Genomic DNA, 23,220 nt, shown 5'->3' with positions numbered 1-23,220 from the left:
AATTACGCAAACGATGCCAATGGTTAAAATGTATGGTTTAATAATAAAAGATGATAAGAACGAAGCCAAGCCCGGGGAGTGATCAGGCATTGCTATGCGCCGTGGTGTCAACTGGTAGAAAGACATAGAAAGCGGAACCTTCACCCAATGTACTTTCTGCATATACATATCCTTTATGGTTTTGAACCACTTTCTTCACTATCGATAATCCAACGCCTGTTCCTTTATACTCCTTCTTTCCATGAAGCCGTTGAAAAACCTGGAAGATCTTTTCTGCATATTCCTGCTCAAAGCCAATCCCATTGTCGGCAACAACGATCTTGTGGTAATCGACAGGTGGCACTTCCTGCGACAACATAGCTTTCAGCTCATCAGCTGATATAACAGATGAAGAAATTTTAACCACAGGTGCTTCACCTTGTTTTCTATACTTAATGGCGTTGCTTACCAGGTTTTGGAACAGCTGGTGTATTTGGCGGTCTGAACCATGAATAACCGGCAATTCACCAACCTGCACATCCGCAGAAGCTTCTTTGATGTCTACTTCCATATCTTCTAAAACACGACCAATCTTTTCGCCTAAATCAATTACAGAGTATACTGGTTCAGGTGTGCTTGCCTGCGCATACTCCAGCAGATCGTTTATTAGCATCTGCATTCTTTCAGACGCAGAGTACATTTTATTAAAGATCTGCAATTCATTTTCAGTCAGCCTGCTTTCCAGTGCCCGCTTCAGTAGCTCAGAAAAAGTTTTTACTTTCCGTACAGGCTCCTGCAGATCGTGTGAGGCTACATAAGCGAACTCCTCAAGATTTTTATTCGATTGCCGCAGCTTATCCACCAATACCTCCTGCTCCAGCTGCAGTTTTTTTACAGGCGTATAATCAGAAAATGTAACCAGCACCCCTTCCTCGAAGGAAGTGCACATCATATTGATCCATGCATCTATACCATCAGCATTGTAATGCAGGTCGAACCTGTTGGTATTGCCTGTGGTATACGTATCAAGAAATAGTTCAAACAGACCATTCTTTTTATAAGCAGGAAACCATTCGTCACCGGTACCTCCAATTAGCGTTTCTGGTGTTTTTTCAAGGTACATTGAAAGCGCCTGGTTTACCAGCACAAACCGAAAATCAATCACCTTCTTATCTTCATCAAATACGGGTACAATGGTGAAAATTCCGGTTTGTGTACGATCGATGATCGTTTGCAATTGACGGGCAGAACGCTCTATATCAAGTTGTGCTTGTTTCGAAGAAGTTATATCGCTGAAGATAGTTATTAGGTGGTCTTCGTCAAGCCGCGAAATGGTTAATTCAAGCCAGCGATTTGTAGGGCCAATATTGAATTGAGTTGAATTTGGTTTACCTGTACGCAAAGTTTCAATACAAAGCGCAGCATAATCCGTTTTAAGGAAATCCGGTTCTAATTCCACTGCAGATCTAGATAGGTAAACATCTTTGGGTATTCCAGTAAAATTAACCGCAGCATCATTAGCCAAAATGGTTCTTCCATCTATCACCGCGCCTTCGCTGTTGCGAAGGATCTTTGTGACCGAAATCCCATTGAAAGAATTTTTCAGGATATCATTCAGCAAGTTCTTTTGCTGTTCAACTGTTACTGAAGAAAGTTGTCGTTCGGTTATATCAGTCAGAACAAGGAGAAATGCATCGTCAAGTTTTACCACCATGCACGACAGCCAGCGCTGCAGTTGTTTGAAGTGAAACTCAAACGAAAATGGTTTACCTGTTTCTACTGTATCTACATATTGCTGGAACATAGGTTCTACTTCCAGCCGCCACAGCAAATCTTTCAGGCTAATGTTTCTCCGTTCATCTCTGCTGAAGCCGGTAAGTTGCAGCACTATCTCGTTGTACAATACAAGCTTAAAATCTGTGATATCGTTTTGCTCATTGCGAACCGCATCATATACCATGATGCCCACTGGCGAATGATCTATGACAGTGTGAAGAAGCTTTGTCTTTTGTTGTTCCTTTTGTTCTGCAACACGCTGACCAGCCCTGTCGCGGGTAATACTCAAGACGCCATGCTTGAATTTGCGACGAACCGTTTCAACAGCTTCATTTCTGTGAGGAACCTTGAAGCTGAACTCCTGCGGAGAATTACTTTCCAGTATCTTTAAGAAGTTAATAAAGTTCTTGTGGCATTCGGTCGCACTAGGAATTTTGTCTTCCAATATTTTCAGACCTGCCAGCTTACCTTTTGGATGATCAGTAAGTTCATTTGCTTTTGAATTGGAATACTGAACCTTGAAGTCGATTACCTCCTCATGCTCGTTTACGACTGGCACCACCCATAAAACGGAGTCAGGCAACTCATCTAATATTTCGTGTAGAATTGGCTCTTCAATCACAAATACTCCTTTTGAAGGCAATATACTCGCATTTAGTTATTGCTACACATGAATACAGGTATTGGTTGAAGCCAACTTAGACATCAAAATGCGCGGATAGGACGCACCAGGTGGGCATCGTCCTTGTTATCTTCTTCCTGGCGGCCGCCATTGCTTCCTGAGAATTCTACTATCCATGCTTTGTTCTTATCCACTTCAGTTGAGCTCCAGTAAGAACCTGAACTGGTATTGAAACCACCTACTACTGCCCTTTGCTGGTATAGCTGGCTTAGCTGGTTGCGGGAAGGCAAAAACCAATCTGAAAAACCCTGGCTGGAATAGTTTGTGCACAGCTGTGCCGCATACGATTGGCTGGTACCCAAAGCTGTTATAATCTTGGTAGTATTGGTTTTACCATCTGTGGTACTGTTAGCCCCGATTAACTGCGTGTTCGAATTATAATCCCATTTAGTACCTGAAGTGCCGCCTACATCCTGTGTTGCTGCTATCAAACCATGCTGACCAGTGGCATCAACAAAAAAGATGATCCCTCCTCCATAGCTTTGGCCGATGGTAAATGTTGAGGATGCATTTGTGTTGATGGTGACGCTATTTCCATACGTGGTTCCAACGCTGTTGGTGGCATAGGCGCGGATGTAGTATGTACTATTAGCCGCTACTGATGTAATACTGCTGGCAAAGCTGCCTGTTCCGGAACCGTTAGATGTAGCGTTTGTACCTAAAACCGGATTAGGTGATGTAGCCCACACTACGCCCCGGGCAGTTACCGCCGCACCACCATCAGATGACACATTACCACCTGTAGAAATGGTTGCTGTGGCAGCATTATAAGAAGCTGCGGTGGTAGTAACAACCGGAGCGGAAGGCGGAGTATTATTACTGGTAGTAAAATTCTTGTTCGACCCGTAGCCAACGCCGGAACTATTGCGTGCATATGCTCTTACATAATAGGTAGTGCCGGCTATCAGCCCGGTCAACTGGCTATTGAAATTGGCTGTACCTGTTCCATCTATAGTTCTGTTATCCTGTACTGAAGGATTAGATGACGTGCCCCAGCAGATACCTTTCTCCGTTATGGCGCTACCACCATCTGCTGAAATAGATCCTCCTGATTGAGCTGTATTACTGCCTGCTACATAAACAACATCATTGGTACTAACTGTAGGTACACCTGTGGAAGAAGCAGATGTGGTGGTAAAGCTTACTTCGTTTCCATATGCTATGCTTGCACTGTTCTTAGCAAATGCTCTTACATAATATTTTGTAGAAGCAGCCAAATTGGTGATGCTGCTGGTAAAGCTACCTGTACCCTGGCCACTAGTTATAGTGTAATTTTGTATAGTTGGAGAAGTGGTGGTAGACCAACAAAATCCTCTTTCTGTTACAGGCGAACCTCCTTGATTTGTAACGTCTCCGCTTAATGAAGCTGAACTAGAAGTTACTGTTGTAGGAGTATTGGTTGTTACTGCCGGTAACCCATCTTTTGCGGCAGGCGTTACTTCATGCTTGCAACTGGAAATAAAGTGTAGCAAGAAGATCAGGAAGGCAAATGCAATCAATCCTCTCATAGCAAAGTGTTTAGTTGGTAAGAAAGTTAATGGTCAATTGCATAATTAGCAAAATAGAAGAAGCATTATTACATCAACCTTCCTGAACAGGGAAAATAGTAAGCTGAATGGATAACGCAGCAACACATAACACAGGTGTAAAGGAATAACAGGACATCATTGATACCAACAAGTTTATCGTAAAGTATGGGCAACAAAAAAGTGGAGTTGTTGGCTCCACTCTTTTAAAAGTCTATAGGGTAAAATCAATACCGATTGTTCGGGCGCCTGTTATATCCGCCGCCGCCACCACTTTGGTGCCTCGGCTGCTCCTCAGCTTGCTGAACCGACATTTTCTTCCCTCCTTTCAACCCAGCACCATTCAATGCCTGTATAGTCTCCTTTGCTTCAGCATCATCAGCCATAGAAACAAATCCAAAACCTTTACTTTTTCCAGTTGCACGATCTACAACCAGCTTTACAGATGTAACTTCTCCATATAATTCAAACATTTCTTTCAAGTCTGTTTCATCAAAATCATTGGGAAGTCCGGCAACAAAAAGTTTCATGAAAGTACATTTTGATGCTAAGGTATGACTTGAACCTTAAGTATGGCTTAAAAAAATGGAAGGAAGGAAAAACTTATATGTGAACAAGCCATCATGTTTCCTTTTAAGATCTCAATCTTATTTAAGCCGGAACAATTGCATCACGGGTATTGGCCATGTGAACTTCGTGAGCAAGCTTTTTCAATATAGGTGAAGCAGTGAATTTAGAAAGTTGTTCTACCAGCATTCTTAGTTCATTTCGCAGCAGTCGGTCTTCTTTTCCATAATCCCAGATTGGCAACAAACTGTATTCTACAATTTCCTCCGCACTTCTTTCCGTTGTAATGATCCTTAGTTTTCCTTCATCATCTTTGATAACTGTATCAGGAAAATGCTTCAGCCGGTAAATGAGTATTGACGCCAATGCACGCAAACTGCTAATTGCTGTTCCCGGATCATTGATGCCCGGGCTCAATGCTTTTATGGCAACCTCTACCAATTGCCTGATGCCATTGTAGTAAGATGAGTCAATAGCATCACCTCGGTGAATGTTTACCATCAACCTTATCCTGCTTTCGAGGTTGTCATCAATTTTCTTTGAAGTAACGGCATAGGCGGTGCCTTCAGTTAAAAATGTTCCGGGCGCATGCAGCAGTTTTATCAACAAGTCCTCACTGTTGCACACGTTTAGCAATCCATCTTTATCTATACCCTGGTATATACCTGTGTCAGGTGTATAAAGTACTTGACCATTTACTTTTTCCAAACCTTCCACCTGTTTAACAGGCTCTTCATCCAACCTGCACGATGACTTCATGGATGCAAGTGTCTTCTCATAAATACGATGAATGATGGTTTCATATTTCACGGATTGGGTAATGTAATGGAGGAAATATATAAATAGGAAGATGTCTACAATAGTGAGAACGATCAACAGGTAAATACTTATGGCAGGGATGTAAATACCTGAATCTATATCGCGGATGGTGCTTAATAAGAAAAGAGAATAAACAATGGTTCCGATATAAATTCCCAAAATCACCTGCTGAAAACGATTGCCGATCAGGTTATCCAGCACACGATTACTCATTTGAGAAGCAGCCTGGTTCAGCACGATCATCACCATGGAAAAACTAAATACAGTTAAGGAAATGATACCCGCTGCTATTGCTGATATTATACTCCTGGCAGTGCTTGCATCTTTTAGTCTTACCCAATCAAGATCTGATTTCAGATCTTTTCCTGTTTCAGAAAAATCAAAAGCTACCATCAATACAGATAGGAGCAAATAACAAGTAGCAATAATAACAGGATAAAAAGCGATGCTGGTGACCACTCTTTCAAACCTCAATTTTATCCATTTGATAAATGCTTTGCTCATAAGGAAGCTTATGGCGGTTTATATGCAATAACTATGCATTCAAATCATTAGACACTATTAGGGAAATGTGTTGATGCTATTGCGACAATTCAAGAATTAAAGTCAATATTCTTCTTAATCATTCTCAAAAAGCCTCGCCATCATTTTCTTATCATGACCATAAATATCATTTCTAAAATGAACCACACCATCTTCTACCCAACTAGTAAAGTAGGTGATTAGTACCGGCACCTTTTCATCCAGCTTTATCCATTTCTCAGTGCCTGCATACATTGCATCAGTAATTGCGCTAGTAGTCCATTCTGTTTCATCTTGTAAAAGATATTCTGCCAGTCGTTGCGGTTGTTCAAGTCTTATACAGCCGTGGCTAAAGGCTCGGTCGTTTCTATCGAACAAATGCTTTGCAGGCGTATCATGAAAATAGATATTGTAGTTATTAGGGAATATGAATTTCACCCTACCTAAAGAATTACTGCCGCCCGGCTTCTGTCGAATTACTGGCAACCCGTTGCGTGTACCTGTTTGTTCCATGTTTGCATTTGCAAGGTAATTAGGGTTACGCTGCATTGCTGGCAATATTTCGTTACGTACAATACTTGCAGGCACGTTCCAATACGGACTAAAGACAACATACTCCAACTTATCAGAAAATATCACCGAACTATTACCTGCCGTACCTACTACTATTCTCATAGTAAATGCTTCCCGGTCGCCTTCATAAACATGCAGTTTAAAATCAGGGATATTTGCCACCAGCCTTGTCCCTTCTTCTTTTGGCGGCATCCATTTCATCCTTTCCAGGTTCACCAACATTTGCTTGATACGCTCTTTTACAGGCACGTTCAATTCTCTAACAGTAGCAGGGCCCACTACCCCATCATCAGCTAAGCCTAACCTGCGTTGCGCTTGCTTAACAGCAGCTTCTACACCAGGTGTATAAACGTGTGAAAGATCTGCAGAAGCAAGTTCGCCTTCTGCCATTAGCCTTTGTTTCAATTGAACAACCGATGCAGATGAGTCTCCGGGCTTCAGCACTTTTTCTTGCATCTCAATTATCGGCCATCCTCCTTTTTTATCTATCTCATTATATCGTACCAGCTGCTCTTTTAGTAACCGATATTCCTCGTTTACAGGCTCCCATTTTTCAAGTTTACCTGGTTGTGTTTTCACTAAGGAATCAAGCAGTGCTACAGGATTGATTTTCTTCCGCGGAATATGCCATTGCAGTTCAGCAGGATCAACCTTTCCTTCATATGCATACTTTGAAAAATCAAAGAAGTGTTGTGTTAGATGAAGTTCAGTTAACGTTAGTTCTGCAGGTGAAAGTTGAATAGCCTCTGCATCATTTATTAGTTGCTGCATTATTTCATGCAGCTCTTTGTCATAGCTTGCACTATCCTTTGTTGATTGTACATAGCTGTTGTGCAAATTCCAAAAACCTCTTGCCTGCTCCGATAGACCATCAGCTGTAAACCAGGCAAAATGATAATTTCTGCTATTATAAAAATCGCGCATCTGCCTGGCAGCAGCTTCATCTACATTATGCTCTGCAATATAACTTTCCAGCTTTGCACTATCCAGGTCCAATTCTGAAAATGCATTTTCTTCCGTAATGGATGTGTCTCGCTTTATTTCAGTATTTGTTTTACCAACTTCCGAATTACCACAATGACTGAAAATAATAGATAGGAAAATCGGTAAAAAGATTTTTATAATTGATGGTAAATATTTCTTTTTCATAGGATAAAATTTAAAACTTCATCATACGGTGCAAAGGTCAATGAAGTAACTTGTATAATAAAGTAGAGGTATACAAACTCTATTTTTTAATAAAGAAAAAAGCCTACCATTTAATCATTCTCAGCATTAGATTTTGATTATAATTCTTCGCTGGTTTCATAAATAAAAAAACAGGCTGAAAACGTTCAGCCTGTTTTACAATAATTTATTTGGATTACTTATTGCGCCTGAACATTAATATTACTTACAGCAAGCTGTGTCAACAGCTCATCAGCTTTGTACTCCTCATCAAGCGTTTGCTGAAGCAAAGCGGCTACATCAGTTAATCCTAGTTGCTGTGCATAGGTACGGGCAGTGCCATAGCAGGCAATTTCAAAATGTTCTATCTTTTGATTACCACCAATGATGGCTGCATCCATAACTTCATCGCTCATACTCTCCGCCATTATCTTTTGCCCTTCATCAATTATACCTTCCATGGCTTTACATTTAGCACCACCACCCATAAGCCGTGATAACAGGCCTGTATGATCAGTAACAGAGTCTTCAGTTGCACCAATCATTTCACGCACCCTATCCAATCTTTCTACCTGGCCCCTGGTTACTGAAAGATGTTGCTCCAGTACCTGTTTAAGTGCCGGGTTGGTAGCTTTGGCTATCATAGCAGGCATGGCTTCAACTATTTGTTGTTCCGCAGAATATAGCGACTGCACATCGTGTCTTAACAGCTCTCGCAGATCATTCATTTGTTCCATAACATTGATTTTTTAGATGTATACCAGACAAACAATCATGCCGTAAAAACAGCTGTTGCCACACATTACAATCATTTAATACTGCAGTGAGTAAATGATGATGAGCCAATTAAAATGCAAAGAATATTTAGCGAGCTGGAAGCTTTGCATTCATTTCTTTTACCAGTTCAGTAAGTTCGTTTACTTGTGCTTGTAAGGCGGCAACTTCTTTTGCACCAGCCACAGGAGCATCCGCCTCCTCTGCATCCTGCCCAATGAAAAAGCTGGCGATGGTAGCGGTGACATAACCAAACACAGCATAGCCATATATAGCAATGATGAAAGCAAGAAATCGTCCTTCTGGCGTTATAGGATTATACTCGCTACCTGCAGTTATCACACGCATCGCTGTCCACCAAAGGGATAAACCATAAGATGTGAATCCTGCGTTGCCACGTTCTATAGCCAACATGCCAGCGGCTCCGCCGAAGATCACTACCAGCGTTAGTATCACTACATATAAAAAGCCTCTTCGGCTCATGGTTTTGCTCAGGCTTCGCATGCTCCTGTTGAGCGAAGAAACAACACGGATTACCTGTATACCACGTAGTCCCCTTAGCAACTTAATTACCCTGACAACTCTAAAAATGCGAATAGCAGGAATGATCAATGATAAGGCAGTAAGAACATTTTGCCGTAAATAAACAAGCTTGGCAGGGGCAAGAAAAAATTTGAGTAAGAAGTCAAAAATAAAAATGATCCAGATGGTAGTGCTTACATATTCCCAAACTTTAGGAAGACCATTGATAAATTCTATGATCAATAAAACAAACCATGCAAAGCCGAGGAAGATCATTGGTGCTTCCAGCAGATCTTCTATCCGTTTTAAAAGTCTATTCCGTTCTTTTTCTAATTGATCTGGCATTTGTAAGAAAATTACAGGACCACATCTAGAAGCTAGGTGTATTCAATACCACCTGCGGCCCGGGCACCTGCACATCAGCATTGTCTTCTGCAGTTATATAAACGCGGGTAGGTTTAGAAACACTCACTGTTCTTAATGAACCTTTTAAAGTACTGGAGAATAAACCACTGCTACTTTTTAGTTGACCAATATTCAGCGTTTGATTTTGTGCATTCTGCAGCCAGACCACATAAACATTTCTTGATGGTGTGAGCTTATTGGGAGGTGCAAGATTAGTCACATTTACTTCTATTGTGTGGTTCTTATTCGCATCTCGTTTTACTGTTACTCTACCCTCCGCAGCCGGAACCACCGTTGAAGTAGCAAAAGCAATTTTTCGACTACATGATGAAAATGAAACTAATAAGGCAATAAGTAAACAAGAAAGGGTTGTTGTTTTTAAAAAAGAAAAAGAGTTCATGGACCTGCATTTAGATTGGAGATGATTGAATATAATTATTCATGATTTTACAGATAATTTTTAAACAACCGTGCCATCTGAAAGGTTCAAGGCTGATAGTGTCGTTATACTCCGTTTTCTAATTGCTTTCTAATCTCCAGTGGAATAATGTTGAACATTTCGATGGTATAGCTTTTATTGACTTTATCATTAACTGCCTCAATTAAGAACCATAAAATCAAGTAAGATGCTGGACACAAAAGAGTTTACTAAAAGAGTGTGGATTGCTGTAGCCATTACGGCACTTTTCACAGTTGTCCTATTGTTGCTGAAAGCTACATTCAGTGTTTTATTATTGGTACTGGCAGGAGTTCTTATAGCTATTTTCTTCAGAGGATTAGCAAACATGATCTGCAGAAAAACAAATTGGAAGAGTGGGCTTTGCCTTACTATCTCCATCATCGGTACGTTTCTATTGCTGGCAGGTTTGTTCTGGCTTATCGGGGCTAAAGTAGCTGCCCAGGCTCAGCAATTAACCGAAGAATTTCCAAAGATCATCGACAACGCCAGGCAACAACTGAGTCAACACCCACTTGGACAAAAGCTGATAACAGAAGTCTCATCACCCGAATCTGCAGGCAAAGCAAAAAAGCTGGCAGCCAGTTTTTTCAATTCTTCTTTTGGCTTACTAGGCGATGTCTACATCGTTTTATTACTTGGAATATTCTTTACTGTAGCTCCTTCCAGTTATACAAAAGGAATGATCCTGCTCGTTCCGCCAGCAGGTAGAAAAAGAGCGGAAGAAGTAGTGGCGACTTTAGGTGACAATCTAAAGAAATGGCTGAAAGGAAAAATCTTCGCCATGTTTGTTGTGTTCGTACTTACAGCAATTGGCTTGGCAATCATTGGTGTACCGTTATGGCTTGTATTGGCATTGATAGCAGGGTTGCTCAACTTCATCCCGAACTTTGGACCCTTGCTAGCCATTATACCAGCTGCTCTTGTAGCATTATTAGAAGGGCCTGTAGTGGCTGCTATTGTTGTTGGTTTGTATATACTTATTCAAACGGTGGAAAGCAGTGTCATCACGCCTTCTATTCAAAAGAAACTGGTAGAGATGCCGCCAGCGCTCATCATCATCGCGCAATTATTGGTGGCTCCGCTTACAGGTGTTTGGGGGTTAATTTTGGCTACACCTATCATACTCATCATAATGACATTGGTAAAGCAACTTTATATCGAGAAGAAAGATGCTACTGGAAAAACAAATAAATCCTGAAGTTGATTGAATTCATCCACCTTTGTTCTTCTACCACGACATTCGGAAAATAGGAAGCCATAGCCATTACCGGATGTAAAGAAAGTTAACAAGCAAAATCAAAATCAAAGTTGGACTACTCAATTAAGAAGCCGCAAGACTTACAAAAAATAAACGCAAACGAAATAGGTGAACTGTTGTGGTGGGCCTGTGCTTTAGGTACAAGTCCTGAAAAGATTTTAGCAGCTATTAGTGATGTAGGCGAATCAGCAGAAGCTGTACGCAGGTATATAAACAACCTGTAAATGAAAAAGGATGAGTGCTTCAAACAACTCACCCATAAAACTTAATTGAAAGCAACAGGAGGTAAAAGCCTCCTGTTGTTGTATAGATTATACTGTAGTTTCTTCTTCCTGTTCTGGTTCCTGGTACGTCTCTTCCTTCTTTCTGCCAAAGAACTTGCGAATACCATAGCCTACTGCTACAATTCCGCCAACGATCAACTTCCAGAACTTAAGCAGCAATGCAAACAATCCTGCTTTTGCCAATACCTTTCCTGCTACCAGGCCACCCACAGTATATGCAGCCACCTGGTCCACATCAGGATTGAAATCTGAATATTTATTTCCTTCAGTGAAATCGGGCATGGCGAGCACTTTATCTATGTCTTGCTTCACCAGTTCAAGTCCACTCATTCCTGCAACAGCATTAAATGAAAGCACACCTTTTCTTCCCAACAGGCGGATGTCGTAGTTTAGTGTGTTCTCTCCTTCCTCGTCACCAAAATGGATTTCTTTAGCCCAATGGAGTACCTTCTTATTCTTATCGTAAAAAGGCTTTTGCGCCCAACCTACAAAATGTAGTGTTCCGAAGCCTTGTTGAGTGCGTTCCTTATTTACTTCAGCTTCTGAGTCCTGCATTTCTTTAAGCATGGCATCGTAGTCTATCTCATCTGCATCATCATCTTTTACATGCCCTATAGCATCATAGCTTATAATGAAGGCATAGCTGCTATCAGCAAAAGGAGCACCGTGCTGAGGAAACAACATTCCCAGCACATCTGGCCGCTGCGGGTTACCCCAAATCTCAGTAATAACATACTGCGACTGCTCTGCGTTCAAGAATTTGAAACCTGCAGGAATATTGAGTGTTGCAATACCATTGCTTAGTCTTACTGTTCCGGTCTCATACTTCATAGCACCGTTCACAGAGTCAACAAACTTTATCATCCTGGAAAGTTCGGCGGCTGAAGAGTCAATTTTGTCTTTAGCGAATGTGGCTGTAGAAAATAGTAATGCAGCCAACAAGAGTGGAGTTAGAAATCTCATTAGTTAGGTTTAGGTTGATGTCAAATATGACGCTAAATACTTATGGTTGGTATGCCAGGGAAAATATTTTATTTAATTAAAGGTATACTTCCCTGACAGCGTGCTCCTCTATGTAAAACGAAGATGAAGTTTAGGAACTAAAATCGGTAACTAAGCCGCAGGTCAATAAAATCTGCTACCTGCCTGTGAGCCTTCAAACCAAAGCCAAGAAGCCAGTGTTCATTTACCCTGTAACGCAGCGCCCACCGGTGACACAGCCGGTTGTAATAAGGAGATCTGCTAAATGCGTACACGCCTAATTGCTGGCTAAGGAAGAATCTTCCTAAAAGAAATTCATGACCGAACAAAACGCCAGCCCGTACAGCCGAGCCAGCAACGGAGTCATGTACGAGCCTTTGATAAAGCGCATTATCAAAACTTAATTCAATGGCAGAATTGAGCGCGCTTGTTCTGCCTACCTGTTTCGAAACCTGTAAGTTTACTCCACCTAAAGCTGTACGGGCTGTACCGCCACCCTGCTGCCTTCCCTGCTTTGCAGAGAGCCAAACCGTAGCCTCTACATAAGGCTGGTTGTTGATGAGTTGATTTAGATTGCGGCGGCGATAGAACGGCAATTGATAAGGCTGTCTTTGCCAGGTAGCTCCAACTGAGGCAGTAGGCCAGTTGATGCCTTTATTGGGTTCTTTTACTCCACCATTTGATATATGCTGGTAATTAACTGCCGCCTGCAACAACCATTGTGGAGCAACCTGTAGACCTGCTCCAACTCCTAATTGCAAATAGCCACCAAGCTTGGTGCTATAGCTCATATTGGTTGGGTTAAAATGCGCATCGTAAGGATCAGTTAGATAACTCAGCCCGATGCCGCCTCTAAACCTAAACTGACCTTTTCGCCCTATACGATAAGCAGGCTCGAGAAAATATGAGACGGTAACAGAATGACCGAGTATAGGCGTATTATAATTAAAATAAGAAAGACTGAGGCCTGTGGTTGGATAACAGCGGCAGTTATCCCATGTAGTAGTATCAACCTTTTGCTTTACATATTCTATCTCTATGCCTCGTGGATGCGCACCTGCGGTATTCTGAACATGCTCACTGTGGGCAAAAATAAATCCATAATGTAGCCGCGCCTGCAGTCCTTTGTAAGCACGCAGCGTATCCGTTTGCGACAGGACCGGCAAAACATTCAGGCAAAGTATTATTGAAAGCCATCTCATCAACCCCATTCATTTATAAAATGAATAACGGCTGCGTCAATTTATGTAGTTGGTGAAGCCGTCTTCTTTTTTTGTGAATAGATAACCACCAACATTATTGTACCAGCTAATACCATAGCGCCAGAAATAAGCTCTGCCTGCGTAGGTGTAAAACCAAACAATTGGTACTCGGTATTTACCCTGATTTTTTCTATAAGGAAACGTTCAATGCCATTTAATATTAAATAGAGTGCACTCATAACACCAGCATACTTTATTCGTTTACGAATACTCCATAAAAAGAAGAAGATGATGAGCGCCATAATGATCTCGTACAGCGGAGTTGGATAAACCGGTTGCGGAAGTTGAGCACAGTACTGCCCTACACAACCCGGAATAGGAACACCTTCACCCAAAACATTATTAGGATAGGTATAACTCCAAGCCCAATCAGGTATCCAGCTGTATGGCTTCTGGCTAGTATTCACAATACCCCAATCACCATCGCCAGCTACCTGGCAACCAATACGACCAATACCATAAGCCAGTATCATTGCAGGCGCTATAGCATCAGCCACATGAATGGGTTTCATATTGTTGCGCTGGCAATAGATCCAGATAGCAACACCGGCACAGATCAATCCACCATAGAATGTAAGACCACTAAAAGAAAGCAAAGAAACTATTGGATCGCGGCGCAGTTCGTCAAGGTTCTCGAGGTTGTGAAATATTTTAGCACCAAGGAAACCGAAGACTGCAGCATAAATAACCATATCTCCTACCCTGTCTGCAGGCCAGATGCGTATCATTCTTTCTTCTGGCTTGGCAAGTTTCTGCTTGTTCTTTTCCCAAAACTTTAGACCAGCGAAAAGAATACCTACGAGTATACCTGCAGGCCAACTGCCTTCAGAAGACATGATGTAAGACTGCGTATCAACCAATGCATCGCGCTGAAGGAATGCACCGATCAGTTTGAAGCCAAAGATGAAGCCCACAAAGAAGTTGAGTAGCAGATCTGCTATGGATGCTGGCTTGCCTACAGTGAGTTTCTCTTCTTTATAAGTAAGTAAGCCTTCGGTGCTCTTGCGGCGCAGTTCCAAGGTTAACACCCATGCAGCAACCAGGAAGGCAATAGCTACAAAAAAACCAAACGAATTCACAAGCTTCAGCCCGGTCCACTCTACACCAAAAAGATCTTTAAAGGCAAAATATAGGTTAGGATACATTGATTAACAACAGTTGGTAAAGCTGCAATGTTAAATAGAAAATACGAGTATCAGAGGGATTATACTCATGCTGTACACGTTAGGCTTTAAGTAGTAAAAGTTATATGCACAATCTCATAAAGTAGTTAATGAATTAAAAGCCATGCATAATGTTCCGGCTACGCAGAGTACAGCGATTGAAATTTGAAGCTCAAGTTGCCCTAAGTAACAATGTACAAGTGTGCGACGCAACAAAAGCTGAAGCATGTCCAAAAGCTTGTACAAAAAAAACCTCCTCCCTGGAAAAGGAGGAGGAATATTTACTAACCCATCCGTGGCAAAAACTAAAAACTGCCGGATAGAAGTTTAGCTGCTTAGCAATGTTCTTCGAAAGCAGCAATAAGATTACCAGCGATCATTTGTGCAGGGCGACCTTCAATTTGGTGCCTCTCTATAAAATGAACCAGCTGACCGTTTTTAAATAAAGCAATAGCAGGTGAAGATGGAGGATAAGGAAGCAAATGCTCACGCACCTTTCTTATCGCATCTGTATCGAAGCCTGCAAAGCTTGTTGTTAAGTTATCAGGTTTTTTGCTTGCATTAGCAACAGCCATTAAAACACCCGGACGTGCAGAACCTGCGCTACATCCGCAAACGCTATTGATCATAACAAGGGTTGTCCCCTCTTTTGTTACATATTCTTCTACCAGTTCAGGTGTGCTAAGATCTTCAAAGCCGTTATCAGTCAGCTCAGCTTTCATTGGTAATACTATCTCTTCAGGATACATTGTTCTATTTGGTTTTTTAGAGATACAAAAATAATCAATTGAGCTGTTGCTGAAATGATAAGTTTCAGAAATAGTAAAAGTTGCAGAAAATTTCATGTGCAGCAGCCATTATGTCATTATGAAACGACTAATTAAGCCATAATAGCAGCCAAAGCAGCTCTTTTTGCCAAAGGAATACAGTTTGTACTACTGGAGAAAAAAATAAACACTATGTATACAACTAGAAACTACACTCCAGGCAAAACACTCTCTACTGTGTTCGATGAACTTTTCAATGCTTTTCCTGCTACTCCACAAAAGGCATGGCCTGCAGCGGTACCGGTAAACATTCATGAAGATGAAAAAGGTTATCACCTGGAACTGCAAGCACCCGGCAGATCAAAAGATGCATTTGAGATAAAGCTGGATGAAAAGATATTGACCATTAGCAGCGAAGTAATACAGGAAGAACAAACAGCTTATAAAACTATCCGCAGAGAGTTTTCTTCTAAGAGCTTCAAGCGTTCTTTCACTCTTGATGAAACTATAAATGCTGATGGCATAGAAGCTAAATACGAGGATGGAATACTGAAGGTGTATTTGCCAAAGCGTGAAGAAGTTAAAAACTCGCCAAAGCAGATAACCATTAGCTAAGTCCTTTAAACCTGTAAGGCAAAACGATGTTTAATAGGCAAGAAAAAGATTTAAGAATGTTTCCATAGCAGTTGGTTTTGGTTTATTAAGGCCCGTTGTTTTCACAATGGGCTTTTTTGTGCCCCGCATTTTGCATAGTAAACATCTATATTCACCAAAATTGTCACTAATGCGATTCTTCATCTTTTCCATCATCTTTTTCCTCGCCGCTATCAACATTGCAACAGCACAAGTTCCAACCGAGAAAACACTGTTGTGGGAAGTGTCTGGGAATGGATTACAAAAGCCTTCTTACTTGTTTGGAACGCTTCACCTGATATGCCCTTCAGATCTTAATATGTCTAAAGAAGTAGTGCAGCGTTTTAGAACCACGAAGCAACTATACCTGGAAGTAGACATGGATGATCCAAACATGATGACAGAATTCATGCAGGGTATGCAGATGCACGATGGATCCACCTTACAAGGATTACTGAAGGATGACTTTGACAGCGTCAATAGTGTATTTACTAAAAAAACCGGCCTGCCTTTAAACATGCTAAATAGCGCCAAGCCTTTCATGCTTGTATCAATGATCTATCCTTCGCTACTGGAATGCCAGCCGGTAAGCCTGGAGGGTGAGTTTATGAAACTAGCCAAAGACAGCTCGATGGAAGTTCATGGACTGGAGTTCGTTGCTGACCAGGTAAAAGTTTTTGAGAAAATACCTTACGATGTACAGGCGTCTATGCTAAAGCGTACGCTGTTCAATATGGATAGTGCCAAGACAGCTTTCAATGAGATACTGCAGGTATACAAACAGAAGGACATAAAAAAGATGCACGATCTATCTACTAGCGATCCCGACTTTGGCAAATATGAAAACAGCTTACTAAACAACCGTAACCAGAGTTGGATCCCGATCATTGGTGAACAGGCTAAGAAAATGCCGACATTCTTTGCATTTGGTGCAGGGCACTTAGGCGGAGAAGAAGGTGTGATAAGCCTGCTGCGCAAAAATGGTTTTACCGTAAAACCTGTGATGTATAAAGATTAATCCTCTTTACAATTGGTTTTCCTGCGAGTGTCGATGATATACTGGATTTTCCACTGGCCGCTGATGCGTACAAGCTGGAAAGAATTTACGCCGCAATGGCTAAACTTGCCGTTGTAATAAAACTGGTAAGGCGTCCAAACAGATGCAAGGTCTCCATCGATGTTGATAGACTTAAAGGTGATCCTTTCATCCGCTGCGCCTTTAGGTAGTCTTTGTAAAGAAGATGCAAAAGCAGAAACAGCATCTGTCTTAACTACTACTTTTCCTTGCTGCACCGCTATGGTTTGAAGAATGGCGCTGTCAGCAAAAGTTGATAGCATCTTTTCACTATCACTTTCTTTCATGGCAGCAAATAAATTTTTTACTACCTGCTTCACCGAATCCTCTGCTGACTGGCTATAAGCCGAAAAAGAAAAAGCAACAAAAAGAAGTGAAAGTGAAATTTTCATGTGGTTACATTTCCTGCAAAATGAACCTTTTCAGTTAGATACAATTGCCATTCATAAAAAATTTTGTACAAAGAAAAAGCTCATGGCAAAAACCATGAGCTTTTATTATATAAAGTAACGTATTGATACCTATTCAACTGTCACACCTGCCACTTCTAAACTAGCACGCTTTGCTACTTCGCACTTCATACCTCGTACTTCCTACTTCGTACTTCGTATTTATTCTTACATGTATCCTAAGATCTTCAGCATACTCTGTGCTGTTTGTTCTTTAGCATATACCCAATCAACCAGCTTACCATTTTTATCGTGACCAACAATGATGTGTTTAGGACTTGGGATAAGGCAGTGCTTGATACCACCGTAGCCGCTTATCTGGTCTTGGTAGGCGCCGGTATGGAAAAAGCCAACGTATAATGGTTCATCGCCCTGCAGCTTTGGCAAGAACACTTCATTGATGTGTTCTTCACTATCATAATAGTCGTGGCTATCACAAGTGATACCTCCCAATACCACGCGTTGATATTCTACATTCCACTTATTGATGGGCAGCATCAGGAACTTTTCTCCTATACCCCATGTATCAGGCAGCGTAGTGATGAAAGAAGAATCGATCATGTACCAGTTCTCACGGTCGTTCTGTGTTTTCTGGCCAATCACGCTGTAGATGTGCGCCATGCTCTCTCCTACTGTAAAGCTTCCAAACTCGGTGAAGATGTTTGGCATTGGCACCTTGGCGTTCTTACAAGCCTTCTTAATGTTACCAACGATCTCGTTGATCATGAACTGGTAATCGTAATCGAAACCTAGCGAGTGCTTGATAGGGAAACCGCCGCCAATGTTGATGCTGTCAAGCTCAGGGCAGATCTTCTTCAACTGGCAATACAGGTTGATCACCTTGTTCAATTCACTCCAGTAATAGATATCATCTTTGATGCCCTTGTTCAAAAAGATGTGCAACATCTTTAGCTGGAACTTGTTTTCAAAACCTTCTATATGATCTACGTAGAATTCAAGAATATCTTTAGAACGCATACCAAGGCGTGATGTATAGAACGGAAATGAAGGCTCCTCTTCTGCAGCTACACGTATACCCAGCTTGAACGGAACTTTTACCGACTTGCGATAGTCATTTATCTCGTCAATATTATCCAGGATAGGGATAACATTTTTAAACCCAGTATTCAAGAGGTTGGCTATGCGGCGTGTGTAGTTCTTTTGCTTAAACCCATTGCAGATAAGATAAGTATCCTTACTTATCTTTTTCTTTTCGTACAGCTTCTTGAATATCTCGATATCATAAGCGTACGAAGCTTCAAGATGAATATCATGCTTTAAAGCTTCTTCAACTACAAATGAAAAGTGAGAACTCTTGGTACAATAACAGTAATTGTAAGTGCCTTCGTACTTATGCTTTTTAAAAGCATTGGCAAACATCTGTTTCGCCCTGTTTATCTGCATCCCAATCTTAGGCAGGTAGGTAAGCTTCATAGGCGTACCGTACTTATCTATCAATGCTTTGATGTCAAGATTGTTGTACTGCAGGTAATCATTTTGTAAATGAAATCCTTCCTGTGGAAAGTGGAAGGTTTGCTTCACCAGGTCGGTGTAAGTATTATTCATTGATGTAGGTCAGTGCTTTTAAAAAAATAATCAGCAAAAATAGTTGTTTGACACATATACGGACATAAAAAAACCGGCAGCACAAAGCTACCGGTCTATATTTTAACTAAGCTGAATGATTACTTAACAGAAGCAACCAAAGCTTTGAATGAAGCTGGCTCATTCATAGCGAGATCAGCCAAAACCTTACGGTTAAGATCTAAACCTTTTACAGAAAGTGCATTGATGAATTCGCTATAAGTGATACCCTCTTCGCGAACTGCAGCGTTGATACGTGCAATCCATAAAGTACGGTATTCACGCTTCTTCAGCTTACGACCTACATAAGAGTAAGTCATACCTTTTTCTACAATATTTTTGGCAACGGTATAAACGTTTTTACGTTTACCATAATAACCTTTAGCCTGGTCAAGTACCCTTTTCCTTCTGGCTCTTGATGCAACCGCATTTTTTGAACGTGGCATAATTTGAAATTTGAAATCCGAGGTACGATGTACTTACGGAACAGTTTTTAAAAATTTGAGTTTTACTTTCCCTACATGGGTAGTGGTCTTATTTAAGACCAAGCAAGCGCATTACAAAGTGCTTGTTAGCTGGATGAACAACACCATCTTGACGCAGTGAGCGCTTACGCTTTGTGCTCTTCTTAGTTAAGATGTGACGTTTGAAAGCTTTTTGGAAAGTGATCTCTCCTGTTCCGGTTACTTTGAACCTCTTTTTTGCGCTGGAGTTTGTTTTAACCTTTGGCATTATTGATAATCTTGTGAAGATTACACCCTGCTGGCGTTCCCGAACGGACGGGACTCTTATGGAGCCTTGTGGGTAATGTAACTTTATTTTTGGTAAAGCGGTCGCAAAGGTAAGGGAATGCACCTGCTCTACAAAGTGTTTAAGAAAGTTTTAAACGCATTTCAACCCATAAATGCTGGTTTGGCAGCAGAAAACACAGGATCAGCGGGTTAAATTACTTCTTTTGATAAGACTGCTACTGTAAGGCGGCTGATACAAACCAGCTTTTCCCTTTCATCAACTATTCGTATTTCCCAAACCTGTGTAGACCTGCCAATATGAATGGGTGAAGCAATACCTGTGACCAACCCGCTTTGCACCGACCTGATGTGGTTGGCATTGATTTCCAATCCTACTACCTGGTACTTCTCCCGATCCACCACCAGAGCGCCGGCTACACTGCCCAATGTTTCGGCCAATGCCGCCGAAGCGCCACCATGCAGCAATCCATAAGGCTGGTGTGTACGATGATCCACCGGCATAGTGCCTTTTAGAAAGTCCTCTCCTATTTCTGTGAACTGGATGCCCAAATGTGAACCCAATGTATTTTGGGACCAATGCGCAAAATCATTAAGCGAAAGATCTTTTTTAAACCAGATGGACATGTGCTGAAGTTGGAGATTATAAGTATGGAAAATCCTCGCAGTACACTTATGATACTATACAGGATTTTGGATGCTTCTTAAAACTTCAGCAGGAAGAAACTGCGTAACATCTCCACCATTGCGTATCACATCTCTTACCAGTGTAGAGGCAACAGAAGTATATTGAGGTAAGCAGGTCAGGAAGATTGTTTCTACTGAAGGATCCAGGCTTCGGTTCATATCTGCAATCGCTTTTTCATATTCAAAGTCGCTAACATAGCGGATACCTCGTAAAATATAGCTGGCACCAATGCGCTTACAACATTCTGCCGTTAAACCTTCGTACACCAGTGCATCAACCCGCGGCTCGTCTTTGTATATCTCCTTTATCCAATCCAATCTTTCATCTTCAGAAAACATTGGTGCTTTATTAGCATTGCGACCAATGCCAATGTATAACTTATCAAACAGATCCAACGATCGATTGATGATATCCACATGCCCTAATGTTATAGGATCAAATGTTCCGGGAAATAAGCAAATCCTCATTATTGCAGATTTAAGATTGCAGATTGTAGATCTGCTGCAATCAATCAAAGTTCATAATTCATTTGTAGAGGTGATCAGATAATCTACGATCTAAAATCACCAATCTAAAATCCGGTTAGCTTTCTCTTCCTGCCAGCAAATACAACACAGCCATTCTTACTGCTACACCATTCTCTACCTGCTGTAGTATAATGCTGTCGCTGCCATCTGCTACATCACTATCCAATTCTACACCACGGTTTATTGGGCCAGGGTGCATGATGGTGATCTTTTTGCCAATGCTATCAAGCATTTTCCTGGTAATGCCATATGCCTGGTTGTACTCACGCAGCGACGAGAACAGTGGCTGGTTTTGACGCTCCAACTGAATACGCAAAACATTGGCTACATCGCACCACTGCAGCGCTTCACGAACATTGTATGTTACATTGATGCCCAATGCCTCTTTTAGGTAAACCGGTATCAAAGTAGGCGGACCAGCTACAGTTACTTCTGCACCCATTTTAGTAAGCAGGTAAATATTGCTTAATGCCACGCGACTATGCATGATGTCGCCAATGATCGCGATCTTCTTTCCTTCTAATCCGCCTGTTGCTTCTTCTATACTTAATGCATCGAGCAGTGCCTGCGTGGGATGTTCATTTATTCCATCACCTGCATTTACAATGGCAGCAGGTATATGCTTGGCCAAAAAATGCGGTGCTCCGCTTGCACTGTGTCGCATCACTACCATATCTACCTTCATACTTAAGATATTGTTCACCGTATCTAGCATGGTCTCTCCTTTTGCTACAGAAGAAGAACTGGTGGTAAAATTGATCGTATCTGCACTCAAACGCTTTTCAGCAAGCTCAAACGAAATACGTGTGCGGGTAGAGTTTTCAAAGAACAGGTTCACTATGGTCACATCGCGTAGCGACGGAACTTTTTTAATAGGTCTTTGTAAAACTTCTTTGAATTGTTTGGCAGTGTCAAGAATCAAACGAATATCCTGAGGTTGCAGATCTTTTATACCAAGTAGGTGGCGCGTAGATAATTTCATCTCAGGAAGCGAAGTTAGTGTTTAAAACAGCCGGTGAAAAAACAGGGGCTAAAAATTTATCAACCCGTGGTGTATAATTACTTGGTGATGATGACTTCAGTAAGTTCATCTCTTTCTTTCCATAGCACTTTTACTTTTTCAGTAATGAGTGCGTCAATCACTTTACCCACGTAATCTGGTTGTATAGGAAGCTGGCGACTAAAACGCCTGTCAATGAGTACACAAAGCTCCACCTTTGCAGGACGTCCAAAATCAAGCAAGGCATCCAACGCTGCTCGAATGGTCCTGCCGGTATATAATACATCGTCTATCAGTATCACCTTCTTATCTTCTATGCTAAAGTTGATGGAGGTTTCATTTGGCACATGCAAACTTCTTCTTACATCATCGCGGTAAAAAGTGATATCAAGCAAGCCATATTGCACCTGTTTACCAGGCAGGTTCTTTTGAAGCTGAGCCACAATTTTATCGCTAACATAGATACCGCGGGGCTGCAAGCCTATGATCACCGTATTCTCCAGGTCTAGGTGGTTCTCCAAAACCTGGTGCGCCAGGCGCTGTATGGTTAGGGCTATTTGTTGTTCAGAGAGAATGGTTTTCAATCACGAGAATTTGCGATAAAAATACGTGCATTCGCATTAAGGTAAAAAAGATGGTTTTGCAACAGAGATTGACGGCTCCACAATATGCCGCCTACTGACCATACTGCCATGATGTTCCTTTGTATTGCATAAAAAATTTACCACATAGAACATAGTTAACAAAGAAGAGTTTATTGAGCTATTTATGTGTCCTACTGTTCCTATGTCCCTATGTGTTGCTTAAAAAAACCTAACACATAGAAAGTAGTTAACAAAGAAGAAATTATTGTGCTATTAATGTGTCCTATCGTTCCTATGAGTTGCATAAAAAAATAACACATAGAACATAGTTATTAAGTTATTTATGTGTCCTACTGATCCTATGTCACTATGTGTTACAAAAAAACCTAACACATAGAACATAGTAAGCAAATCAAATCTTATGTGACCTACTGATCCAATGTC

General features: G+C 41.3%; 24 protein-coding genes. 4 read left to right on the top strand and 20 right to left on the bottom strand.

Annotated elements, in window-relative coordinates; translation table 11 throughout:
- Positions 1–82 precede the first annotated feature (82 nt).
- From J4N22_RS08375 to J4N22_RS08340, 8 genes are all read right to left on the bottom strand, one after another.
- Complete coding sequence (locus J4N22_RS08375) at positions 83–2,398, bottom strand: PAS domain-containing sensor histidine kinase (protein WP_207493475.1); 2,316 nt, start codon at positions 2,396–2,398, stop codon at positions 83–85.
- A 62-nt stretch (positions 2,399–2,460) separates the two neighbouring features.
- Positions 2,461–3,945, bottom strand: a complete 1,485-nt coding sequence (locus J4N22_RS08370) for an Lcl domain-containing protein (RefSeq protein ID WP_207493474.1) — start codon at positions 3,943–3,945, stop codon at positions 2,461–2,463.
- 245 nt (positions 3,946–4,190) lie between these two features.
- Positions 4,191–4,493 (bottom strand): RNA recognition motif domain-containing protein, encoded by a 303-nt coding sequence (locus tag J4N22_RS08365; RefSeq protein WP_207493473.1) that lies wholly within the window; start codon positions 4,491–4,493, stop codon positions 4,191–4,193.
- Between the two features lie 121 nt (positions 4,494–4,614).
- Positions 4,615–5,853 carry a DUF2254 domain-containing protein gene (locus J4N22_RS08360; RefSeq protein WP_207493472.1) on the bottom strand — a complete coding sequence of 413 codons (1,239 nt, stop codon included), beginning with the start codon at positions 5,851–5,853 and terminating at the stop codon, positions 4,615–4,617.
- Between the two features lie 114 nt (positions 5,854–5,967).
- A complete protein-coding gene (locus J4N22_RS08355; RefSeq protein ID WP_207493471.1) occupies positions 5,968–7,593 on the bottom strand; it encodes a L,D-transpeptidase family protein in 1,626 nt (541 codons plus the stop codon).
- A gap of 218 nt (positions 7,594–7,811) precedes the next feature.
- The gene (locus tag J4N22_RS08350) at positions 7,812–8,348 is read right to left on the bottom strand and encodes a YciE/YciF ferroxidase family protein (protein ID WP_207493470.1); all 537 of its coding nucleotides are present in this window, start codon (positions 8,346–8,348) and stop codon (positions 7,812–7,814) included.
- A 127-nt stretch (positions 8,349–8,475) separates the two neighbouring features.
- The gene (locus J4N22_RS08345) at positions 8,476–9,252 is read right to left on the bottom strand and encodes an ion transporter (protein ID WP_207493469.1); all 777 of its coding nucleotides are present in this window, start codon (positions 9,250–9,252) and stop codon (positions 8,476–8,478) included.
- A gap of 25 nt (positions 9,253–9,277) precedes the next feature.
- Positions 9,278–9,712 carry a hypothetical protein gene (locus tag J4N22_RS08340; protein WP_207493468.1) on the bottom strand — a complete coding sequence of 145 codons (435 nt, stop codon included), beginning with the start codon at positions 9,710–9,712 and terminating at the stop codon, positions 9,278–9,280.
- 226 nt (positions 9,713–9,938) lie between these two features.
- On the opposite strand from J4N22_RS08340, the gene J4N22_RS08335 reads away from it, so the two are divergent.
- A complete protein-coding gene (locus J4N22_RS08335) occupies positions 9,939–10,970 on the top strand; it encodes an AI-2E family transporter (RefSeq protein ID WP_207493467.1) in 1,032 nt (343 codons plus the stop codon).
- Between the two features lie 110 nt (positions 10,971–11,080).
- On the top strand, positions 11,081–11,254 hold the full coding sequence (locus J4N22_RS08330) for a DUF3606 domain-containing protein (protein WP_207493466.1): 174 nt from the start codon (positions 11,081–11,083) through the stop codon (positions 11,252–11,254).
- A gap of 87 nt (positions 11,255–11,341) precedes the next feature.
- Here J4N22_RS08330 and J4N22_RS08325 read toward each other — a convergent pair whose 3' ends face one another.
- From J4N22_RS08325 to J4N22_RS08310, 4 genes are all read right to left on the bottom strand, one after another.
- Positions 11,342–12,277, bottom strand: a complete 936-nt coding sequence (locus J4N22_RS08325) for a DUF2167 domain-containing protein (protein ID WP_207493465.1) — start codon at positions 12,275–12,277, stop codon at positions 11,342–11,344.
- A gap of 137 nt (positions 12,278–12,414) precedes the next feature.
- A complete protein-coding gene (locus J4N22_RS08320; protein ID WP_207493464.1) occupies positions 12,415–13,497 on the bottom strand; it encodes an acyloxyacyl hydrolase in 1,083 nt (360 codons plus the stop codon).
- A 41-nt stretch (positions 13,498–13,538) separates the two neighbouring features.
- Positions 13,539–14,702 carry a prolipoprotein diacylglyceryl transferase gene (locus tag J4N22_RS08315; protein WP_207493463.1) on the bottom strand — a complete coding sequence of 388 codons (1,164 nt, stop codon included), beginning with the start codon at positions 14,700–14,702 and terminating at the stop codon, positions 13,539–13,541.
- A gap of 353 nt (positions 14,703–15,055) precedes the next feature.
- Complete coding sequence (locus J4N22_RS08310; RefSeq protein ID WP_207493462.1) at positions 15,056–15,469, bottom strand: BrxA/BrxB family bacilliredoxin; 414 nt, start codon at positions 15,467–15,469, stop codon at positions 15,056–15,058.
- A 210-nt stretch (positions 15,470–15,679) separates the two neighbouring features.
- Here J4N22_RS08310 and J4N22_RS08305 point away from each other — a divergent pair, with 210 nt between their 5' ends.
- Together J4N22_RS08305 and J4N22_RS08300 are read left to right on the top strand one after the other, a co-directional pair.
- Complete coding sequence (locus J4N22_RS08305) at positions 15,680–16,102, top strand: Hsp20/alpha crystallin family protein (RefSeq protein ID WP_207493461.1); 423 nt, start codon at positions 15,680–15,682, stop codon at positions 16,100–16,102.
- 169 nt (positions 16,103–16,271) lie between these two features.
- A complete protein-coding gene (locus tag J4N22_RS08300) occupies positions 16,272–17,138 on the top strand; it encodes a TraB/GumN family protein (protein ID WP_207493460.1) in 867 nt (288 codons plus the stop codon).
- On the opposite strand, the gene J4N22_RS08295 is transcribed toward J4N22_RS08300, so the two are convergent.
- From J4N22_RS08295 to pyrR, 8 genes are all read right to left on the bottom strand, one after another.
- Complete coding sequence (locus J4N22_RS08295) at positions 17,135–17,587, bottom strand: nuclear transport factor 2 family protein (RefSeq protein ID WP_207493459.1); 453 nt, start codon at positions 17,585–17,587, stop codon at positions 17,135–17,137. The two genes, J4N22_RS08300 and J4N22_RS08295, sit on opposite strands and share 4 nt — an antisense overlap.
- Before the next feature lie 225 nt (positions 17,588–17,812).
- Positions 17,813–19,210, bottom strand: a complete 1,398-nt coding sequence (locus J4N22_RS08290) for a type III PLP-dependent enzyme domain-containing protein (protein WP_207493458.1) — start codon at positions 19,208–19,210, stop codon at positions 17,813–17,815.
- A gap of 119 nt (positions 19,211–19,329) precedes the next feature.
- On the bottom strand, positions 19,330–19,674 hold the full coding sequence (gene rplT / locus J4N22_RS08285; protein WP_207493457.1) for a 50S ribosomal protein L20: 345 nt from the start codon (positions 19,672–19,674) through the stop codon (positions 19,330–19,332).
- 88 nt (positions 19,675–19,762) lie between these two features.
- The gene (gene rpmI / locus J4N22_RS08280; RefSeq protein ID WP_207493456.1) at positions 19,763–19,960 is read right to left on the bottom strand and encodes a 50S ribosomal protein L35; all 198 of its coding nucleotides are present in this window, start codon (positions 19,958–19,960) and stop codon (positions 19,763–19,765) included.
- A gap of 209 nt (positions 19,961–20,169) precedes the next feature.
- Positions 20,170–20,604 carry a hotdog fold thioesterase gene (locus tag J4N22_RS08275; protein WP_207493455.1) on the bottom strand — a complete coding sequence of 145 codons (435 nt, stop codon included), beginning with the start codon at positions 20,602–20,604 and terminating at the stop codon, positions 20,170–20,172.
- A 54-nt stretch (positions 20,605–20,658) separates the two neighbouring features.
- Positions 20,659–21,132: a pantetheine-phosphate adenylyltransferase gene (coaD, locus tag J4N22_RS08270; protein ID WP_242692096.1), complete on the bottom strand. Its 474-nt coding sequence runs from the start codon at positions 21,130–21,132 to the stop codon at positions 20,659–20,661.
- A 115-nt stretch (positions 21,133–21,247) separates the two neighbouring features.
- Positions 21,248–22,174: an aspartate carbamoyltransferase catalytic subunit gene (locus J4N22_RS08265; RefSeq protein ID WP_207493454.1), complete on the bottom strand. Its 927-nt coding sequence runs from the start codon at positions 22,172–22,174 to the stop codon at positions 21,248–21,250.
- A 77-nt stretch (positions 22,175–22,251) separates the two neighbouring features.
- Complete coding sequence (pyrR, locus tag J4N22_RS08260) at positions 22,252–22,776, bottom strand: bifunctional pyr operon transcriptional regulator/uracil phosphoribosyltransferase PyrR (protein WP_207493453.1); 525 nt, start codon at positions 22,774–22,776, stop codon at positions 22,252–22,254.
- Between the last annotated feature and the right edge of the window lie 444 nt (positions 22,777–23,220).

The sequence above is a fragment of the Aridibaculum aurantiacum genome, from assembly GCF_017355875.1.
Lineage (GTDB): Bacteria > Bacteroidota > Bacteroidia > Chitinophagales > Chitinophagaceae > Segetibacter > Segetibacter aurantiacus.
Note: the sequence above shows the minus strand (reverse complement) of the source record. Positions and strands in the feature narration are given on the sequence as shown.

Excerpts from the sequence above, each read along its gene's own strand:
- J4N22_RS08370 (WP_207493474.1), bottom strand. The coding sequence starts at position 3,945 with ATGAGAGGATTGATTGCATTTGCCTTCCTGATCTTCTTGCTACACTTT.
- J4N22_RS08365 (WP_207493473.1), bottom strand. The coding sequence starts at position 4,493 with ATGAAACTTTTTGTTGCCGGACTTCCCAATGATTTTGATGAAACAGAC.
- J4N22_RS08360 (WP_207493472.1), bottom strand. The coding sequence starts at position 5,853 with ATGAGCAAAGCATTTATCAAATGGATAAAATTGAGGTTTGAAAGAGTG.
- J4N22_RS08355 (WP_207493471.1), bottom strand. The coding sequence starts at position 7,593 with ATGAAAAAGAAATATTTACCATCAATTATAAAAATCTTTTTACCGATT.
- J4N22_RS08350 (WP_207493470.1), bottom strand. The coding sequence starts at position 8,348 with ATGGAACAAATGAATGATCTGCGAGAGCTGTTAAGACACGATGTGCAG.
- J4N22_RS08345 (WP_207493469.1), bottom strand. The coding sequence starts at position 9,252 with ATGCCAGATCAATTAGAAAAAGAACGGAATAGACTTTTAAAACGGATA.
- J4N22_RS08340 (WP_207493468.1), bottom strand. The coding sequence starts at position 9,712 with ATGAACTCTTTTTCTTTTTTAAAAACAACAACCCTTTCTTGTTTACTT.
- J4N22_RS08335 (WP_207493467.1), top strand. The coding sequence starts at position 9,939 with ATGCTGGACACAAAAGAGTTTACTAAAAGAGTGTGGATTGCTGTAGCC.
- J4N22_RS08325 (WP_207493465.1), bottom strand. The coding sequence starts at position 12,277 with ATGAGATTTCTAACTCCACTCTTGTTGGCTGCATTACTATTTTCTACA.
- J4N22_RS08320 (WP_207493464.1), bottom strand. The coding sequence starts at position 13,497 with ATGAGATGGCTTTCAATAATACTTTGCCTGAATGTTTTGCCGGTCCTG.
- J4N22_RS08315 (WP_207493463.1), bottom strand. The coding sequence starts at position 14,702 with ATGTATCCTAACCTATATTTTGCCTTTAAAGATCTTTTTGGTGTAGAG.
- J4N22_RS08310 (WP_207493462.1), bottom strand. The coding sequence starts at position 15,469 with ATGTATCCTGAAGAGATAGTATTACCAATGAAAGCTGAGCTGACTGAT.
- J4N22_RS08305 (WP_207493461.1), top strand. The coding sequence starts at position 15,680 with ATGTATACAACTAGAAACTACACTCCAGGCAAAACACTCTCTACTGTG.
- J4N22_RS08300 (WP_207493460.1), top strand. The coding sequence starts at position 16,272 with ATGCGATTCTTCATCTTTTCCATCATCTTTTTCCTCGCCGCTATCAAC.
- J4N22_RS08295 (WP_207493459.1), bottom strand. The coding sequence starts at position 17,587 with ATGAAAATTTCACTTTCACTTCTTTTTGTTGCTTTTTCTTTTTCGGCT.
- J4N22_RS08290 (WP_207493458.1), bottom strand. The coding sequence starts at position 19,210 with ATGAATAATACTTACACCGACCTGGTGAAGCAAACCTTCCACTTTCCA.
- rplT (WP_207493457.1), bottom strand. The coding sequence starts at position 19,674 with ATGCCACGTTCAAAAAATGCGGTTGCATCAAGAGCCAGAAGGAAAAGG.
- rpmI (WP_207493456.1), bottom strand. The coding sequence starts at position 19,960 with ATGCCAAAGGTTAAAACAAACTCCAGCGCAAAAAAGAGGTTCAAAGTA.
- J4N22_RS08275 (WP_207493455.1), bottom strand. The coding sequence starts at position 20,604 with ATGTCCATCTGGTTTAAAAAAGATCTTTCGCTTAATGATTTTGCGCAT.
- coaD (WP_242692096.1), bottom strand. The coding sequence starts at position 21,132 with ATGAGGATTTGCTTATTTCCCGGAACATTTGATCCTATAACATTAGGG.
- J4N22_RS08265 (WP_207493454.1), bottom strand. The coding sequence starts at position 22,174 with ATGAAATTATCTACGCGCCACCTACTTGGTATAAAAGATCTGCAACCT.